This window comes from Pseudoalteromonas sp. NBT06-2, assembly GCF_002276045.1.
Taxonomy (GTDB): Bacteria; Pseudomonadota; Gammaproteobacteria; order Enterobacterales; family Alteromonadaceae; genus Pseudoalteromonas.
Map to the genome: position 1 here is coordinate 1 of NZ_NQMR01000113.1, position 18,523 is coordinate 18,523.

At 35.7% G+C, this 18,523-nt stretch carries 17 protein-coding genes; 4 read left to right on the top strand and 13 right to left on the bottom strand.

The features are described 5' to 3' along the window. The first annotated feature begins 712 nt into the window (after positions 1-712). From asnB to CJF42_RS18635, 3 genes are all read left to right on the top strand, one after another. Positions 713-2,383 carry an asparagine synthase B gene (gene asnB, locus CJF42_RS18625; protein ID WP_095368121.1) on the top strand — a complete coding sequence of 557 codons (1,671 nt, stop codon included), beginning with the start codon at positions 713-715 and terminating at the stop codon, positions 2,381-2,383. Positions 2,384-2,588: 205 nt separating this feature from the next. Continuing rightward, positions 2,589-3,935, top strand: a complete 1,347-nt coding sequence (locus CJF42_RS18630) for a DEAD/DEAH box helicase (protein ID WP_095368122.1) — start codon at positions 2,589-2,591, stop codon at positions 3,933-3,935. Then, positions 3,932-4,762, top strand: coding sequence for a CvfB family protein (locus CJF42_RS18635; protein WP_095368123.1), 831 nt, complete (start codon positions 3,932-3,934; stop codon positions 4,760-4,762). The genes CJF42_RS18630 and CJF42_RS18635 overlap by 4 nt, the downstream gene beginning before the upstream one ends. Here the strand turns inward: CJF42_RS18635 and CJF42_RS27625 are convergent. From CJF42_RS27625 to gyrA, 11 genes are all read right to left on the bottom strand, one after another. Next, positions 4,754-4,924, bottom strand: a complete 171-nt coding sequence (locus CJF42_RS27625; RefSeq protein WP_170940658.1) for a hypothetical protein — start codon at positions 4,922-4,924, stop codon at positions 4,754-4,756. The genes CJF42_RS18635 and CJF42_RS27625 overlap by 9 nt on opposite strands. A gap of 193 nt (positions 4,925-5,117) precedes the next feature. Continuing rightward, complete coding sequence (locus tag CJF42_RS18645) at positions 5,118-5,510, bottom strand: hypothetical protein (RefSeq protein ID WP_095368125.1); 393 nt, start codon at positions 5,508-5,510, stop codon at positions 5,118-5,120. A 111-nt stretch (positions 5,511-5,621) separates the two neighbouring features. Then, the gene (gene pyrF, locus CJF42_RS18650; RefSeq protein WP_095368126.1) at positions 5,622-6,329 is read right to left on the bottom strand and encodes an orotidine-5'-phosphate decarboxylase; all 708 of its coding nucleotides are present in this window, start codon (positions 6,327-6,329) and stop codon (positions 5,622-5,624) included. Positions 6,330-6,500: 171 nt separating this feature from the next. After that, positions 6,501-7,637, bottom strand: coding sequence for a tetratricopeptide repeat protein (locus CJF42_RS18655; protein ID WP_095368127.1), 1,137 nt, complete (start codon positions 7,635-7,637; stop codon positions 6,501-6,503). Position 7,638: 1 nt separating this feature from the next. Next, on the bottom strand, positions 7,639-7,902 hold the full coding sequence (locus CJF42_RS18660; protein WP_095368128.1) for a lipopolysaccharide assembly protein LapA domain-containing protein: 264 nt from the start codon (positions 7,900-7,902) through the stop codon (positions 7,639-7,641). Positions 7,903-7,923: 21 nt separating this feature from the next. Beyond that, positions 7,924-8,214, bottom strand: coding sequence for an integration host factor subunit beta (ihfB, locus tag CJF42_RS18665; protein WP_095368129.1), 291 nt, complete (start codon positions 8,212-8,214; stop codon positions 7,924-7,926). A 72-nt stretch (positions 8,215-8,286) separates the two neighbouring features. Continuing rightward, positions 8,287-9,951 carry a 30S ribosomal protein S1 gene (rpsA, locus tag CJF42_RS18670; RefSeq protein ID WP_095368130.1) on the bottom strand — a complete coding sequence of 555 codons (1,665 nt, stop codon included), beginning with the start codon at positions 9,949-9,951 and terminating at the stop codon, positions 8,287-8,289. Between the two features lie 190 nt (positions 9,952-10,141). After that, positions 10,142-10,831, bottom strand: coding sequence for a (d)CMP kinase (gene cmk, locus CJF42_RS18675; RefSeq protein WP_095368131.1), 690 nt, complete (start codon positions 10,829-10,831; stop codon positions 10,142-10,144). 106 nt (positions 10,832-10,937) lie between these two features. Continuing rightward, positions 10,938-12,212 (bottom strand): 3-phosphoshikimate 1-carboxyvinyltransferase, encoded by a 1,275-nt coding sequence (gene aroA, locus CJF42_RS18680; protein WP_095368132.1) that lies wholly within the window; start codon positions 12,210-12,212, stop codon positions 10,938-10,940. After that, on the bottom strand, positions 12,212-13,294 hold the full coding sequence (gene serC / locus CJF42_RS18685; RefSeq protein ID WP_095368133.1) for a 3-phosphoserine/phosphohydroxythreonine transaminase: 1,083 nt from the start codon (positions 13,292-13,294) through the stop codon (positions 12,212-12,214). Before serC ends, aroA begins: the two co-directional genes overlap by 1 nt. 280 nt (positions 13,295-13,574) lie before the next feature. After that, complete coding sequence (gene gyrA, locus CJF42_RS18690) at positions 13,575-16,385, bottom strand: DNA topoisomerase (ATP-hydrolyzing) subunit A (RefSeq protein ID WP_095368134.1); 2,811 nt, start codon at positions 16,383-16,385, stop codon at positions 13,575-13,577. Positions 16,386-16,543: 158 nt separating this feature from the next. On the opposite strand from gyrA, the gene ubiG reads away from it, so the two are divergent. Further along, complete coding sequence (gene ubiG / locus CJF42_RS18695; RefSeq protein ID WP_095368135.1) at positions 16,544-17,254, top strand: bifunctional 2-polyprenyl-6-hydroxyphenol methylase/3-demethylubiquinol 3-O-methyltransferase UbiG; 711 nt, start codon at positions 16,544-16,546, stop codon at positions 17,252-17,254. A gap of 331 nt (positions 17,255-17,585) precedes the next feature. Here ubiG and CJF42_RS27630 read toward each other — a convergent pair whose 3' ends face one another. After that, entirely contained in the window at positions 17,586-17,750 is a 165-nt protein-coding gene (locus CJF42_RS27630) for a hypothetical protein (protein WP_170940638.1), read from the bottom strand. A 111-nt stretch (positions 17,751-17,861) separates the two neighbouring features. Next, complete coding sequence (locus CJF42_RS26870) at positions 17,862-18,062, bottom strand: hypothetical protein (RefSeq protein ID WP_141235590.1); 201 nt, start codon at positions 18,060-18,062, stop codon at positions 17,862-17,864. Positions 18,063-18,523: the final 461 nt, after the last annotated feature.

Below are 18,523 nucleotides of genomic sequence, written 5' to 3' on the forward strand. Positions count from 1 at the left end.
GGTTAAAATGCGCTAGCCGTGAACCAACAAACATGTCCGCAACAAGAGCATTTAAACTTCCTTGCATTTTTTTTTATAATTTTTTCTAAAATGCTTCGTTTTATACGAAAAAGCGTTTGCTCATGACATTGAGGACATAAAGTTTGCTTGGGTTTCATCATATAGCCTTTCATCATGTTTTCATGTAGCCCTTATTTTGTTACTTAACCTCTTAAAATTTTACCTTGGCTATGTGTGGTCAATGTGTGCCTTGTGTGAACTGAAGTGAAGAAAAAAATTTCCAGCCCTATCCTAGAGCACCGGTTAGTTTAAAATACGAACACCAGAATGGTCCAAAAATCACACAGGCAAGGCGTATTAGTGAATGGAATCGTGGGCTATTTCGAGCTGATACAACGTAGCATATGTGATTTTTGGCCATTCCCTGCGGGCGAGGCTAAAATTTCCGTATACTGCGTTAAATTTTCTTAATGGAGAATAACTATACCCAAACCACTTCAAGATGCAGGATTCAGTTGGAATCAAAGTATTGAGCAACATAACAGTCATATTAATCAACCAAGCGGTATCAATGCATGTTTTGATGTTAATGTGTGTTTTTTACAGCATATATTCATTTTTTGTTAAATTTAGGTGTGACTTAATAAACTTTATTTGATACATATAGTAGTTCATTATTTTTTAAACTTATTATCTAATTGGGGAATGAGGTATGTGTTCTATTTTTGGCGTGCTGGATATAAAAACAGATCCAACGCAGTTGCGCAGCCAAGCAATTGAGATGTCTAAATTATTAAGGCATCGTGGTCCAGATTGGTCTGGAGTGTACTCATCAGATAAAGCAATTTTGGTACATGAACGTTTAGCTATTGTGGGTGTATCTAGTGGAGCACAACCACTATATAACCCAGAAAAAACACATTACTTAGCTGTTAATGGCGAAATTTATAATCATAAACAACTGGCTAACGCACTCAATACTGATTTCGAATTTCAAACAGAATCAGATTGTGAGATTATTTTAGCCTTATATAAAGAAAAAGGCGCTGCATTTTTAGATGATCTAAACGGTATTTTTGCTTTTTGTTTATACGATGAAGAAAAAGACACCTATCTAATAGGTCGTGATCATATTGGTATTATTCCGCTTTATACCGGAATTGACGAACATGGTAACTTTTATGTTGCGTCAGAACTTAAAGCACTCGCACCGATTTGCAAAACGATTGAAGAATTTCCACCCGGTCATTACCTTGATAGTAATGATGGTAAATTAACTCCTTATTACAAACGTGATTGGCAAAACTTTGATGCAGTCAAAGATAATGTCGCAAAAGTGGAAGATGTTAAAAATGGCTTGGAAGATGCTGTAAAACGCCAACTTATGTGTGATGTGCCTTATGGTGTTTTATTATCTGGTGGTTTAGATTCTTCTGTTATTTCTGCAATTGTACAAAAATTTGCTGCGAAACGTATTGAAGATAACGATAAATCAAATGCATGGTGGCCGCAACTTCACTCGTTTTCGGTTGGTTTAGAAGGCTCCCCTGATTTAGCAGCAGCACAAAAAGTGGCTGATATGATAGGAACGGTCCATCACCCTATTCATTTCACTGTTCAACAAGGTATAGATGCATTACGTGAAGTGATTTATCATTTAGAAACCTATGATGTAACAACTATTCGTGCTTCAACACCCATGTATTTAATGTCTCGCCAAATTAAAGCCATGGGTATAAAAATGGTACTGTCTGGTGAAGGTGCTGATGAACTGTTTGGTGGTTACTTATATTTCCATAAAGCACCAAATGCTCAAGAATTTCATGAAGAGCTTAATCGTAAAGTATCTAAACTACATATGTTTGATTGTCTAAGAGCAAACAAGTCAATGGCTGCGTGGGGCGTAGAAGCACGAGTCCCATTCTTAGATAAAGAGTTTGTTGATATTGCGATGCGCATCAACCCTTTGGTAAAAGAATGTAAAGACGGTAAAATTGAAAAACATATCTTACGTGAAGCTTTTGAAGGCTATTTACCAGAAGAAGTATTATGGCGTCAAAAAGAGCAATTTTCAGATGGTGTCGGCTACAACTGGATTGATTCTCTCAAAGAGTTTGTAGAGCAACAAGTAACAGATTCAATGCTTGAAAATGCACAATTTAAATTCCCAATCAATACGCCTGATTCAAAAGAAGCTTACTTTTACCGTCGTATTTTTGAAGAGCATTTCCCTGGCGATGCTGTTGCTAACTGTGTACCTCATGGTAAATCTGTTGCATGTTCTACACCTGAAGCACTTGCATGGGATGAATCATTTATGAAAAATGCTGATCCTTCAGGCCGTGCTGCAGGTACCCACAACGAGGCATATACTCAAAAGTAGACTTAGAACTTCGCACTAAACTAACATTTAGTGCGAATATTATTTTGACTCAGTACCAACCCTGCTTATTTTATGATTTTTATTTCTTTTATATAATCCTATCTGCTAAGTATTAGATGTTGTATAATACTGCGCTTTTTTATTATTTAATCTACTTTATGTAATGCATAACGACTGCTACATAAAAACCCCCCGGAGAATCAATTTGCAATTTGAAACGCTCGGTATTGATATACGTTTAGCTAAGCAGCTGGCTCATCAAGCAATCACTGAACCAACTGAAATTCAACAAAAATCAATACCTGTTGTCATTGCAGGTAAAGATCTATTTGCTCAATCAAAAACAGGTTCAGGTAAGACTCTTGCTTTTTTGCTACCAGCATTACAACGTGTCCTAAAACAAAAAGCTTTAAGTAAACGTGATCCACGCATCTTAATTATCACGCCTACCCGCGAGCTAGCGAATCAGGTTTTTACACAATTACGTATGCTAATTGCTGGCACAAACTTATTAGCAACTAAAATACTCGGTGGTGATAATTTTAACGATCAGATTAAAGCACTGAGAAAAGAACCACAATTTATTGTTGCCACACCTGGTAGGCTTGCCGATCACTTAAAACAAAAATCATTTTATTTAAGCGGCCTAGAAATGCTTATTCTTGATGAAGCTGACCGCATGATGGATCTAGGTTTTAAAGACGAAATCAATTTAATTAATGAAAATGCAGACCATAGATTACGCCAAACTTTGATGTTTTCTGCAACCCTAGAACATGCTGAGCTTGATACACTTTCTAGCAACCTACTTACAAAACCTAAAAAAGTGATTGTAGGCTCTGCAATTGAAAAGCATGAAGATATCACTCAAAGTTTATTTTTAGCAGATCATTTAGATCATAAAGAAGCTTTATTGAACCACTTTGTATCGCAAAAAAATGTAGGCCAGTGTATTATTTTTACCGCGACCCGCAATGATGCACAACGTTTAAGCGATCTTCTTAAAAATAAAGCAATGAACTCTGCGGCGTTATCAGGTGATATGAGTCAAAATAAACGACTTAAAATTATGGATGCATTTAGTAAGGAGCAATATCAAATATTAGTAACTACTGATGTTGCTTCACGCGGTCTTGATTTGTTAAGCGTTACCCATGTAATTAACTTTGATTTACCTAAAAACTCTGAAGAATATATACATAGAATTGGCCGTACCGGTCGAGCTGGATTTAAAGGACAAGCTATTTCCTTTGTAGGTCCTAAAGACTGGGATAATTTTTTAGCACTTAAAAAATACTTACAACAAGAATTAACTTTCTTATCCGTAGATGGTTTAAAAGCTAAATTTAAAGGTCTTAAAGAAAAAACAGCTAAAAAAACTCACTTCAAAAACAAAAAAACAATTAAGAAATTAGATAAAAAACCAGTGAAGTCAGTAAAGAAAAAAATAAGAACGCCGATTCCAGCACCATTTGATATTGATGGTCAAAGCCCGCTTAAACGTAAACCAAGAGTCAATAAAGAGACTCCAATACAGGATATTGATGAATGATCACTTTAGGATGCTTTCATACACTTACAATCACTGAGCGCTCAGGCGAAGGTGCATATTTAGATGGAAAAAATCTTGGTGAAGTATTTTTGCCTCTAAATGAACTTGCAGAACGAGATATAGCCGATAGCAAAATTAATGTTTTTATTTACTTAGATTCAGACGGCTTAACAACAGCAACAAAAACTAAACCAAATGCACAGCTTGGTGATTTTGCATTAATGCGTGTAAAAGAAATAAACAATATAGGTGCATTTTTAGATTGGGGCATAGATAAAGATCTATTAGTACCTTATGGCGAGCAAAACCCTAAAATGGAACAAGGTATGTCATATCTTGTTGGTGTTTATTTAGATAACGCCAGTCAAAGGCTTTGTGCATCAAACAGATATAATAAATTTATAGGTAAAGCTGAAGCAAATTATAATTTTAAAGATAAAGTTGATTTAATTATCGCTGGCCGTACAGATCTTGGATATAAAGTGATAGTTGATAAATTACACTGGGGAATTGTATATTACGATCAAGTCTTTAAATCCTTATTTGTTGGTCAGACAATGCCTGGTTATATCAAAAAAGTACGTGAAGATAATAAACTAGATATTGTTTTAGAACCTATCGGTATGGCTAGCACCCATTCATTAGCAGATAAAATACTAGAAGAATTAAATAAAAACAATGGTTTTTTACCTCTTGGTGATAAGTCTGATCCAGAACTAATCAAAAAAACTTTTTCTTGTAGTAAAGCCAATTTTAAAAGAGCAATTGGCGGTTTATTTAAGAAAGGTGTTATTGCAATAGAAGCAAAAAGCATAAAACTAAATTAACTTATACCCAAGCCACTTCAAGATGTGAGGTTCAGGACTGCTGAGCAATTCATGATCCAGGCGCATCTTTGCATTAATGGTTACTCCCTTAAAAAAAGATGGACCGGCAATATGCTCCTGCATTGCTCTAGTACCTACATCCATGCAGGCAACAACGAGCATGATTTGCTCAGAAGTCCCTGTAAGGTTGGTTTATAAATACTTTATGCAGCGTTATTGATTTTGAAAAGGGAATACCATGTTCTTCAATCAATGCCTTACCTAAAGCATTTCTAATTCCAACTGAATCCTGCATCTTGAAGTGGTTTGGGTATATTTAGTTTTCACATAAAAAAGCGCTCTAAAAAACGCTTTTTTATGAATATTGTCGTGATGTAATTTGGGAAAAACCCGAAGGCATAATGCATCTATGATATCTCTTTGAGTAATCTAATAGCTCTTTCGTATCTGTAAATTTGATTGGCGCAAGCCTAAATATCTTAGTATCACATTCTGTTTTAAATGACAGTTGATATTCAAGGCATTCTTCGACTGAAGAACCGCGTTTTTCTAATTTATTTTTTGACTCTTCACAACTTAATTGAACTAACAAAAAAATTGCTTTTTTTACATCAAACAGACTCACGTTATTTTCTGAAACTTCTTTTAAAAGTGCTGGAAACGCAGTTCTCTTATGCTCAATATCCAACCAGTGATTGTAATAAACACCAAGTGCAATCACTACTATTAAAATTAATGCGTACCTCATTTCTATTCTCTTGATTATTTTTATTTTATGACTTTAATTGTGACATAAATATAATAGAAAAGATAAATATAAATGAAAAGGTATTATTAATACAATACCTTAAATGTCAGACTATATTGTTATTGAATTATTAATTTCATCTAAAATTTTAACAGGATCAACAGACTGTGTTATTGGTCTACCAATTACCAAATAGTCACTGCCACTATCGATTGCTTTTTTTGGTGTCATGATACGTTTTTGGTCACCTGCATCAGTTCCTGCTGGACGAATACCCGGTGTTATCAATTTAAAATCAGCACCAAGTTGTTGTTTTAAACTTTGCGCTTCTTGTGCCGAACAAACAACACCATCTAATCCTGACTCTTTTGCAAGTTTAGCTAAGTATAATACTTGATCTGCAGGCGTTTTATTAACGCCTAAGCGTGTTAACTCTTCATCATCCATACTTGTAAGCACTGTAACAGCAATTAATAAAGGCGCTTTATCACCAAATTCAACTAAAGCTTCTTTTGCCTTAGCCATCATTTGTGGGCCACCACTCGCATGAACATTAACCATCCAAACCCCCATTTTAGCAGCCGCAGTTACCGCTTTTGCAACTGTATTTGGGATATCATGAAATTTTAAATCTAAGAAAATGTCAAAATCTAAATCAATTAATTTTTTTACAAACTGAGGACCAAAATAAGTAAACATTTCTTTGCCTATTTTTAATCTACATTGACTCGGAGAAAGTTGTTTAACAAAGTTAATTGCATCATCTTCAGACGCGTAATCAAGTGCAATAAGCACCTTAGGGTCATTTAATTGATTCATTTAAATAAAAACCTTAAAAAATTTATATAACAGGCCGTAGACCAGGTTGAAGAAATATCTCTATGGTTTAACCTTAAGAGAATGCCACGCGTGGCTTTAATATTCCTACACCGATGTAGGAGAATAAAACAACGCAGGAGCAGTTGTCGAGAGATATTCAGTAGATCTATTTTAAAAACCATCTAATCCACGACTAGGGATGATAGTCTCCCAATGTTTACATGAAGGGCAAGACCAATAAATAGTATAACTATTAAACCCACAATGAGTACATTGAAACTCAGATTTTGTTGCAATGTAAGATTGCACTAATTCATTTATCTGATGTATTACTTTTTTGATATCCGAATTTTGCGAAGTAATTAATTCTAGTAAATAGCTAAAACCTCGAATATTAGGCTCTTTTTTCAAACTTTTAATTAAGAACTTAACCGCCTCTTCTAAACGATTATTTTTAACTAAGATCCGGCAATATTTAATTTTTATTAATACGCCACCTCGTGAGATCTCTTGTTCTAATAATGTCTCATATTGCTCGTTCAAACCGAGATGGCAGTAACAAGATTCTAAATTATCTATAATCAATGGTACATAATTAGGAGATTGAATAAGTAAATCTCGCCAATAAGAAATCGCTTTAACGTAGTCTTCCCTATTGAATGCAGCTTTGCCAAGTTCAAATAATGGTCTAACGACACCACTTTCGATACCTAAAACTTTGCGCATTAATTTAGGTTTTTCTATTATTAAAGATTGTTCACAATAAAAGTTTGCTACTGCCACTTTTAATTTGTGTTTAGAGAATAAATTTCCATTTTTTTCGTACAGTAAGATCCCTTTTTGCCATTCTTTAGTTTGTAAATATAAATCAAATAAAAGTTCAATAGCTTTGGGTTCTGAGCGTTTGACTAACTCTAATAGATGTTTTTCAGCGCAATCCAGTAAACCAGCCATAATATAATCTTGTGCCAGTTCTATTAGTATCGAAGATGTTACCTTGGCGTTTAAATTTGCTTGTTCAAGCAGTAATTCATGTATTTTAATTGCACGATCGAATTCACCTCGTCGCCTGAACATGATTGCTAATGTGAGATAATGCTCGACGGAATCAGCAGAGACTTCTAATAAATTAATTAAATGTTCTAAGCCTTGATCTTCTTCACGATCCAGTAAAAACTTTAATCCCTTACTGTATTCAGAGGTAATTTGACGGTTTTGTTCATGTGCTTTAGATCTTGCACTATTTTTACCCATGATATATCCGTAACCTGCAGCCACAGGCAAGAGTAAAAATAATAGCTCTATCATATTAAATTTCTTTTTCTGAGATGAGCTTTTTATTGCTAGATTTCAATCGGAAATTTTGCCATTTTAAAGTTGTGAATAACTTAAAGCTGATTAGGGTACCAGCAGCAACGCCTACTATAAAACAAATACTGATTACAGCAGCTAAAGGTAATTTAGCACTAGCAAGAATATAATTAATATTTATTAATTGTGGATTTTGAGACCCCAATACAAATGCTAAAAACAAAAAGCTTAATAAAGAGAGTATTTTTACTACTCGAAACAATTAACTACTCCAGCTATCATTTTAAGATGCAATGCTCGCATTGACACGATCTCTTAATTCTTTACCCGGCTTAAAATGAGGCACATATTTACCATCTAACTCCACTGTATCTCCTGTTTTAGGATTACGACCTATACGTGGTGCGCGAAAATGAAGAGAGAAACTGCCAAAGCCACGGATTTCGATTCTATCAGAATCCGCTAATGAATCAGCCATAAGTTCTAAAATTTCTTTAACTGAGTTTTCTACATCTTTAACAGCTAAATGTGAATGCTGTTCAGAAAGTTGTTCGATAAGTTCAGACTTAGTCATATTAATTCCTTAGTGAAATTAAGGAAGGGTTTACCCCCCCTTCCTTGGATATATTTTAGAAATATATACTAATTAAGATTTAGCATTTTTAAATGCTGCTGCCATCGCATTTTCGAACTCAGGCTCTTCTTTCTTAAGTTTTTCTAAAACTTCTTTCTCTTCAGCTTGAGTAAGTGCTTTAACTGAAAGGCTAATTGTACGATTCTTACGATCAACGCCCATTAGTTTAGTTTCTAACTCAGAACCTACAGAAACAACAGTAGATGCATCTTCAACACGCTCAACAGCGATATCAGCTACACGTACATAACCTTCTACGCCTTCGATAAGCTCAACAGTAGCACCTTTAGCATCTACAGCTGTTACTTTACCAGTAAGGATAGCACCTTTCTTATTTAGATCTAGGAAGTTATTGAACGGATCAGCTTCAATTTGCTTAACGCCTAATGAAATACGCTCACGCTCTGGGTCAACTTGTAGTACAACAGCTGAGATCTCATCGCCTTTCTTATAATCACGTACTGCTTCTTCACCTGGAGTGTTCCAAGAAATATCAGATAAGTGAACAAGACCGTCGATGCCACCGTCAAGACCGATAAAAATACCGAAATCAGTGATGGATTTGATTTTACCAGTAACTTGATCGCCTTTAACTTGTAGACGAGCAAATTCTTGCCAAGGGTTAGCTTTACACTGCTTAAGACCTAAAGAAATACGACGACGTTCTTCATCGATTTCAAGAACCATAACTTCAACAACGTCTTCTAAGCTTACAACTTTAGAAGGGTGGATGTTTTTGTTAGTCCAATCCATTTCAGAAACGTGTACTAAACCTTCTACGCCTTCTTGGATTTCAACGAAACAACCGTAGTCTGTTAAGTTAGTTACACGACCAGTAAGTTTAGAACCTTCTGGGTAACGACCAGCTATTGCTGACCATGGATCTTCGCCAAGTTGCTTAAGGCCTAGAGAAACACGCGTCTTCTCTTTATCGAACTTAAGTACTTTAACTAATATTTCGTCACCAACATTAACAATTTCTGATGGATGCTTAACACGTTTCCAAGCCATATCTGTGATATGCAAAAGACCGTCAACACCACCAAGATCAACAAATGCACCGTAATCTGTAAGGTTTTTAACGATACCTTTAACTTCTTGACCTTCAACAAGGTTTGCTAGAAGTTCTTCACGCTCATGAGAATTTTCAGACTCAATTACTGCGCGACGAGATACAACAACGTTATTACGTTTTTGATCAAGTTTAATAACTTTAAATTCTAGTTCTTTATGCTCAAGGTGAGTCGTATCACGTACTGGACGCACATCAACTAATGAACCAGGTAGAAATGCACGAATAGTGTCAACTTCAACAGTGAAACCGCCTTTAACTTTACCGTTAATGATACCAGTAACAGTTTCTTGCTCTTCACATGCTTTTTCTAAACGGATCCAAGCTTCATGACGTTTCGCTTTCTCACGAGAAAGGATTGTCTCACCGAAACCATCTTCAATTGCGTCTAACGCTACATCTACTTCGTCGCCAACAGCAACTTCTAATTCACCAGCATTATTTTTGAATTGCTCGGCAGGAATTGCGCTTTCAGATTTAAGACCAGCGTCAACAAGTACAATATTATTTTCAATTGAAATAACTGTACCTTTAACGATAGAACCTTGTTGAGCTTCAAAACCTTGTAAGCTTTCTTCAAATAACTGTGCAAAATTTTCTGACATACTTAATACGTCTCTAATGTTTATATCACCAATTAGCTTGCCTGCCGCATGGGGTTATTAATTTAGCAAATAATATCCATATATTTCGCTCTTTAAAATGGAAATACAAAGTTGTACTTCCTATCCGGAATTATTTTAGTCTAAAAAACCTGAAAATGCACTAAAAAACAATAAACTTAGCCTTTAATTGTTATTGTGTCATTAGTGCTTGTGTGTATAAATCATATACATGTTCGAATACTTGTTTTGCATTCATTTTAGTTGTATCAACTAAAATTGCATCTTCAGCTGGCACCAAAGGTGCAATACTGCGATTCATATCACGTTCATCACGCGCTTTGATGTCTGCTAATATAGTATCAATTTTAACATTAACATCTGATTGCTTCAACTCCATATAACGTCTATTTGCACGCTCTTCATCTGAAGCGGTTAGATATATTTTAAATGGCGCATCCGGAAAAACAACGGTCCCCATATCTCTGCCATCTGCTATCAAACCATTTTCTGTTTTAAAAGCACGCTGGCGTCTTAATAAAGCTTCCCTTACGCGTGGTAATGCAGCGATTTTTGACGCAACGGCACCTACATTTTCGTTTCTAATACGCTTGGTAACATCTTCACCTTCTAAAACGATTCTGCTAGAGCTGGTTTCACTATCTATTAAAAATTGTACATCTAAATTTGCAGCTAATGGTACTAATGCAGCTTCGTTACCTTCTGAAATTTGATGATGAATTGCAGCAAGTGCTAATACTCGGTATATCGCGCCACTATCCAATACATCCCAACCTAGTTTTTCCGCTAATAAACGGCAAACGGTTCCTTTTCCTGCTCCACTTGGACCATCTACTGTGACTACTGGTGAGACTGGTTGCATTTCAACCTCCATCTATGCATACAAAATAATCGGCGCATTATAAGCGAAAACATTAAATTTTTCGCATATTTATCTCAATTATTTTATTATTTCATATCAAGTTACATTAACTTATGCTCGATAATGTCTGAAAATAAGTTGGAAAAGTTTTATCTACACACTTAGGGTCGTTGATTATTATAGGGTATCCCCCTACCGCAACCATAGAAAAACACATTGCGATTCTGTGGTCATTATAGGTATCGATATCTGTGAAATTAATTGTAACAGGAGGTGTGATTTCGATAAAATCCTCTCCTTCAATGACTTCTGCACCCACTTTTCTGAGCTCTGTTGCCATCGCATATAAGCGATCTGTTTCTTTTACGCGCCAGTTATAAATATTACGAATTGCCGTTTTTCCTTTTGCAAAGAGCGCAACAGTCGCTAATGTCATTGCTGCATCAGGGATTTCATTGGCATCGATATCTACGCCTTTTAAATCGCCTTTACTCACTACAATTTTTTCATCAAACCATTGTACTTTAGCGCCTACTTGCTCCATCACATTGGCAAAACCGATATCACCTTGAACACTTTTACTACCAACACCTTTAATTTCAATTGTGCCACCGTTAATAGCAGCTGCGGCCATAAAATAAGATCCAGAAGACGCATCGCCTTCAACCATAATACGCCTTGGTGAAGTATATTGCTGCCCTGCTGTTACAATAAAGGTTTCATAATTGTTATTTTCAACGGTAATACCAAAACGAGACATTATATCTAAAGTAATATCGATATAAGGTTTTGAAACTAACTCCCCTATTATTGTGATTTTTGTATCATTTTTAAATAAAGGTGCAGCCATTAACAAAGCAGTTAAAAATTGGCTTGAAATACTACCATCAATACTCACATCTCCACCATCAAGCTTTTTACCTGAAATATTAAGTGGCGGGAATCCTTCATTCTTTAAATATTTTACTTTTGCATTAAGCCCAGATAATGCATCAACTAAGTGACCAATTGGTCGCTCTTCCATTCTAGGTTCACCTGTTAATTCATAGTTACCTTCAATTGCCGCAAGAGCAGCAGTGAGCGGTCTAAATGCCGTACCAGCATTGCCTAAAAATAATGGTTTAGTAGGTTGCGCAAACTGACCACTGACACCATGAACTATTGCAGTTGTTTTATCTTCACTGAGTGTTACTTCAACACCTAATTCATTTAATGCACCAAGCATATATCGAATATCATCACTATCTAGCAAATTCTCAACTTGTGTTGTTCCTTTTGAAAGCGCTGCTAATAATAAAATACGGTTTGACAGACTCTTAGAGCCCGGTAATACAACGGTGCCATTTACTTGTGATATCGGCTCTAGTTTTAGTTGCTCCATTATGTGTTCTCCTTTGAGAACTTATGCATAAAATCTACTAAAGATTCAACACCCGATTTTGGCATTGCATTATAGATACTTGCTCTCATACCACCCACGCTACGGTGGCCTTCTAAAGCAAGTAAACCCATATTTTGAGATTGGGTTAAAAAGGCTTTGTTAAGATATTCATTTTTTAATAAAAAAGGCACGTTCATTAATGAGCGACAACTTGTATCGATATTGTTTTTATAAAAATCACTATTATCAATGAAATCATATAGTAGAGCAGCTTTGTCACGATTATGTGCTTCCATCACTTCTACACCGCCATTTTGTTCTAACCATGTAAAAACTTCAGCCGCTAGATACCAAGCAAACGTTGGTGGTGTATTAAACATGCTTTGTTGTTTTGCTTCTAGGGCATAATCAAATACACCAGGTTTTGCGAGGCCTGGTCGAGATAATAAATCTTTTTTAACAATCACAATTGCTAGACCTGATGGGCCTATATTTTTTTGTGCACCAGCATAGATTAAATCAAATTGGTTTATGTCTATTTGGCGAGATAATATATTTGAAGACATATCCGCTACAATCGGCGCAGTTGAATGTTTTGGTACATCAAAAAGTTCGATGCCATCTACTGTTTCATTTGTACAATAATGGATATATGAAGCTTCTGCAGGAAGTTGCCATTGATCGACAGGGATCACAGAGGCAATTGAACCTTGATCGTTTCTAATATTAAATTTTTGTGTTTGGGTGAATTTATTTGCTTCATCAAGTGCGCTTGAAGACCAAGTGCCTGTTTGACAATAAATTGCTTGTTTACCCTCTTGATGTAAATTGAGAGGTACAGCTGAAAATTGACCTCTACCGCCACCATGCATAAACAAAATGACATAGTCATCAGATATATTCATTAAGCGGCGTAAGCTTTCTTCACTTTTATGAGCGAGCTCTAGAAATGGTGCGCTTCGATGGCTAACTTCCATCACTGAAACACCTAAGTTCTGCCAATCAATAAATTCTTTTTGTGCTTTTTTCATCACATCTGGTGGCAACATTGCTGGCCCCGCACAAAAATTGTAAACACTCATTCTCGTTAATCCTCATTCCAAGATAAAACTTCCCAAAAGAAATTTTATTAGTGACAGCTTCGCTGTTAAAAACTTAATATTGTTCAAAAATAATAAAATCAACCAAAGTATATACCTATGCTAAACGAGTATATTAAATCATTAATTATTGTTTAAATCTGATATATTATTCTTGCCCTATAATATGCAACGCAATGGCCTTAATAAAGTTGCGTAACAGGTTTATTAATTTACCTAACTTTTAAAGTAAAAAAAAGCGGCTCAAGGCCGCTTTTTATGATTATTCTTCGCCTTCAAGTGAAGAATTTTCAGGTTCGGCTACATCGGGTTCATGCCCCTCTGTAATACCTTGTTTTAAAGTATCATTTTGTTCAATTATTTCACCTTCTGCTTCAGGGTAAACAATTGCTTCTTCTATTTCGTCTATACGTTGTAATCCAACTACAAGTTCATCTTCAGCTGTTCTGATCAATATAACACCTTGGGTATTACGACCAACAGTTGAAACTTCGTGAACACGTGTACGCACTAAGGTACTGCGATTAGTAATTAACATAATTTCATCGTTATCTAGTACTTGAACAGCACCAACAACTTTACCATTTCGCTCACTGACTTTTATCGATACAACACCTTGAGTCGCACGACTCTTAGACGGATAATCTGCTAGTATTGTACGCTTACCGTAACCATTTTCAGTTACTGTTAGTATATCACCATCTGTTTTAGGCACTATTAATGATACTACTTTGTCGTCATCTTTAAGTTTTATACCACGAACACCAGTAGCTGTACGACCCATAGGTCTTACACCTTTAAACTTAATTTGTGGTAAACAATTATCATCAAATGTAGGTTCACCTTTATCATCTAAAACTGGTTTACCGTCTTCATCAAGAATCGGTTGACCATTTTCTTCTAATATAGATTCGCCATTTTCATCTAGAACTGCAATTTCTTCAGCTTCTTTGAAGCGTACAACTTTACCAGCATCTGAGAACAACATGATTTCATTGCTACCGTCAGTGATATCAACACCGATTAAGCTATCATCGTCATTTAAATTGATTGCAATAATACCACTAGCACGTTGACGGCTGTATGCAGTTAAAGGTGTTTTCTTAACTGTACCGTTAGATGTTGCCATGAAAATGTATTTATCTTCTTCATATTCACGTACTGGTAAGATTGCTGTAATACGTTCATTTTCTTCTAAAGGTAATAAGTTAACAATCGGCTTACCACGTGCAGCACGACTCGCTAATGGTAATTGATAAACTTTTAACCAATATAAACGACCTGCTGTAGAGAAACATAAAATAGTATCATGGGTATTTGCAACCAATAAGCGTTCGATGAAATCTTCATCTTTCATACGGGTTGCTGATTTACCTTTACCGCCACGACGTTGGGCTTCATAATCACTTAAAGGTTGGTATTTAACATAGCCTTCGTGTGATAATGTCACTACAACATCTTCTTCATTTATCAAATCTTCAAGGCTAATATCGTGCGCCAGTGCACTGATCACAGTACGACGTTCATCACCATATTGTTCTTTAATTTCGATTAATTCTTCACGAATAACTTCTAATAAACGTGCTGGACTAGAAAGAATAAATAATAATTCTGCAATGATATCTAAAAGGCTTTGGTATTCAGCAATTATTTTCTCATGCTCTAAGCCTGTTAATTTATGAAGTCTTAAATCTAAGATTGCTTGTGCTTGTTGTAATGATAAATAGTACTCACCATCACGAATTCCCAGACCTTCTTCTAACCATTCTGGACGAGCAACGTTATCTTCACCCGTTTTCTCAAGCATTGCTTGTACATTACCCAGCTGCCAAGGTCGTGCTAGTAATGCTTCTTTTGCATCAGCTGGCGTTGGTGAATTACGAATCAATTCAATGATTGGATCTATGTTTGCTAATGCAATAGCTAAACCTTCTAGCATATGTGCGCGATCACGTGCTTTACGTAATTCAAATACTGTACGACGAGTTACAACTTCTCGGCGGTGAATAATAAAGGCTTCAAGCATCTCTTTAAGTGTTAAACACTTAGGTTGGCCATTATCTAGTGCAACCATATTCATACCGAATACTGTTTGCATTTGTGTTTGTGAGTAAAGGTTATTTAATACAACCTCACCAACTTCACCACGTTTAATTTCTACAACAATACGCATGCCGTCTTTATCAGACTCATCACGTAATGCACTGATGCCTTCAATTTTCTTATCTTTTACTAGTTCAGCAATCTTTTCAATTAAACGTGCTTTATTAACTTGGTACGGTAACTCATCAACGATGATGGTTTCACGACCCGTTTTTTCGTTAGTTTGCACTTCGGCTTTAGCACGGACATGTACTTTACCACGACCCGTAGCATAACCAGATTCTATTCCTTTAATGCCACTGATAATACCCGCTGTTGGAAAATCAGGACCAGGAATATATTCCATTAATTGCTCAACAGTTAAATCAGCATCAGCCATTAACGCTAAACAACCATTTATTACTTCAGTCAAATTATGTGGTGGTATATTTGTTGCCATGCCTACTGCAATACCAGAAGAACCATTTACTAACAGTGCTGGTATTCTTGTTGGCATAACTGCAGGAATTAATTCCGTACCATCATAATTTTCTACAAAATCAACTGTTTCTTTTTCAAGATCCGATAATAATTCGTGAGATAGCTTAGTCATACGGATTTCGGTATAACGCATTGCTGCTGCAGAATCGCCATCAACAGAACCGAAGTTACCTTGGCCATCTACTAATAAATAACGCATTGAGAATGGTTGTGCCATACGTACGATAGTATCGTATACAGCTGTATCACCATGCGGGTGATATTTACCAATTACATCGCCCACAACACGGGCTGATTTTTTATAAGGCTTGTTCCAGTCATTTTTGAGTTCATTCATCGCAAATAAAACACGACGATGAACAGGCTTAAGACCATCTCGTACATCTGGTAATGCACGACCTACTATTACACTCATCGCATAATCTAGGTATGAATTCTTAAGTTCATCTTCAATATTAACTGGAACGATTTGATTATTGGTATCAGTCATTCGTTGCCATTTCCTTCAGTCTACTTAACTTAAATAACATATTCTTTTTATTAACCAGCCGATACTATCATACATTTTATTCATTTACATGATGTAAACCTGTGTGATTTTACAAAATTACCCTTTATAATGCCCTCAGATTAATCAGGAGGCTTTTTATGACCGAACATCAAAATGTAGATCCATCCGAAATAGCAAAGTTTGAATCGATTGCTCAAAGATGGTGGGATCTCGATGGTGAGTTCAAACCCTTACACGAAATAAATCCTCTCAGATTGGATTTCATTAATAATAAATGTAATGGCTTGTTTGATAAAAAAACTTTAGATCTAGGCTGTGGTGGCGGAATTCTGAGTGAGAGCATGGCAAAATTAGGTGCGCAAGTCACAGGAATAGATATGGGAACAGAGCCGCTTAACGTTGCGAAATTACATAGTTTAGAAACAGGGGTTGAAGTTAATTACATACAATCAACCGCTGAAGCGTTTTCTGAAGATAACGCTGAGTCTTTTGATGTTGTTACCTGTATGGAAATGTTAGAACACGTTCCAGATCCAGCTTCTGTTATAGCGGCAGTGTCAAAACTAGTTAAACCTGGCGGAAAAGTATTTTTTTCTACATTAAATAAAACGATTAAGTCATATTTATTTGCAATATTGGGTGCCGAACATATTTTGAAATTAGTACCAAAAGGCACACATGATCATAAGAAATTTATAAAACCTTCAACTTTAATTGCATGGGCTGAACACAAGGGTCTAAAAGTAAAAGCCAGTGCTGGATTAAATTATAATCCATTATCAGGTCAATATAAGCTTAATCAAGATGTCAGCGTGAACTACATCTTATATTTTGAAAAAGTTTTATAATTTTATAAAAACTTAACGTTTGTTCGAATACGATTTCGGACAAACTAATGTTGTAAACACATCAATAATCCTTCATTTATACCCAAACCCCCGTAGGGCGAGACGATAAGCGACCAACTGCGTTGTTATAAAATATTTGTTGAAAATGACTTAACGACACATCTTATGACTCACATTTGGCACGCTGCTCGACAGTATTGCTGAAATCGCGCATTTCCATGTAGCATGGGTATATATCTTATTAAAATTAATTACGAATAAAATATTTTTCAATTAACTGCTACAAATCGTTGAAACTATATCTAGTGACAACTTCGAACAATGGGCGCTATTATATATACCCAAGCCACTTCAAGATGTGAGGTTCAGGACTGCTGAGCAATTCATGATCTAGGCGCATCTTTGCATTAATGGTTACTCCCTTAAAAAAAGATGGACCGGCAATATGCTCCTGCATTGCTCTAGTACCTACATCCATGCAGGCAACAACGAGCATGATTTGCTAAAAAGTCCCTGTAAGGTTGGTTTATAAATACTTTATGCAGCGTTATTGATTTTGAAAAGGGAATAACCATGTTCTTCAATCAATGCCTTGCCTAAAGCATTTCTAATTCCAACTGAATCCTGCATCTTGAAGTGGTTTGGGTATATACCCAAGCCACTTCAAGATGTGAGGTTCAGGACTGCTGAGCAATTCATGATCTAGGCGCATCTTTGCATTAATGGTTACTCCCTTAAAAAAAGATGGACCGGCAATATGCTCCTGCATTGCTCTAGTACCTACATCCATGCAGGCAACAACGAGCATGATTTGCTAAAAAGTCCCTGTAAGGTTGGTTTATAAATACTTTATGCAGCGTTATTGATTTTGAAAAGGGAATAACCATGTTCTTCAATCAATGCCTTGCCTAAAGCATTTCTAATTCCAACTGAATCCTGCATCTTGAAGTGATTTGGGTATAGAGATTAAATTCCGGAATGACAGTACTTTAAATCCTTGTTAAAACATGAATTCTCCCTTCTAGTTAAGATATGTTCAATTAACGACTACAAAGTGCTCAACTATATCTAGTGATTAGTTCGATTAATGAACACTACATATTGTGTTAATTGCAATTATTATAATAATCATACTTAGTTTGCAATTAAACAGTTTAAAAAATTAAAATAATTTTATTTATGTAAATCTTAGTTGATTTTTAGATATTTCTAATAAATCAAATGATAAAAGGTTAATGAACACTAACCATCTAAAACTATCCCCTACTT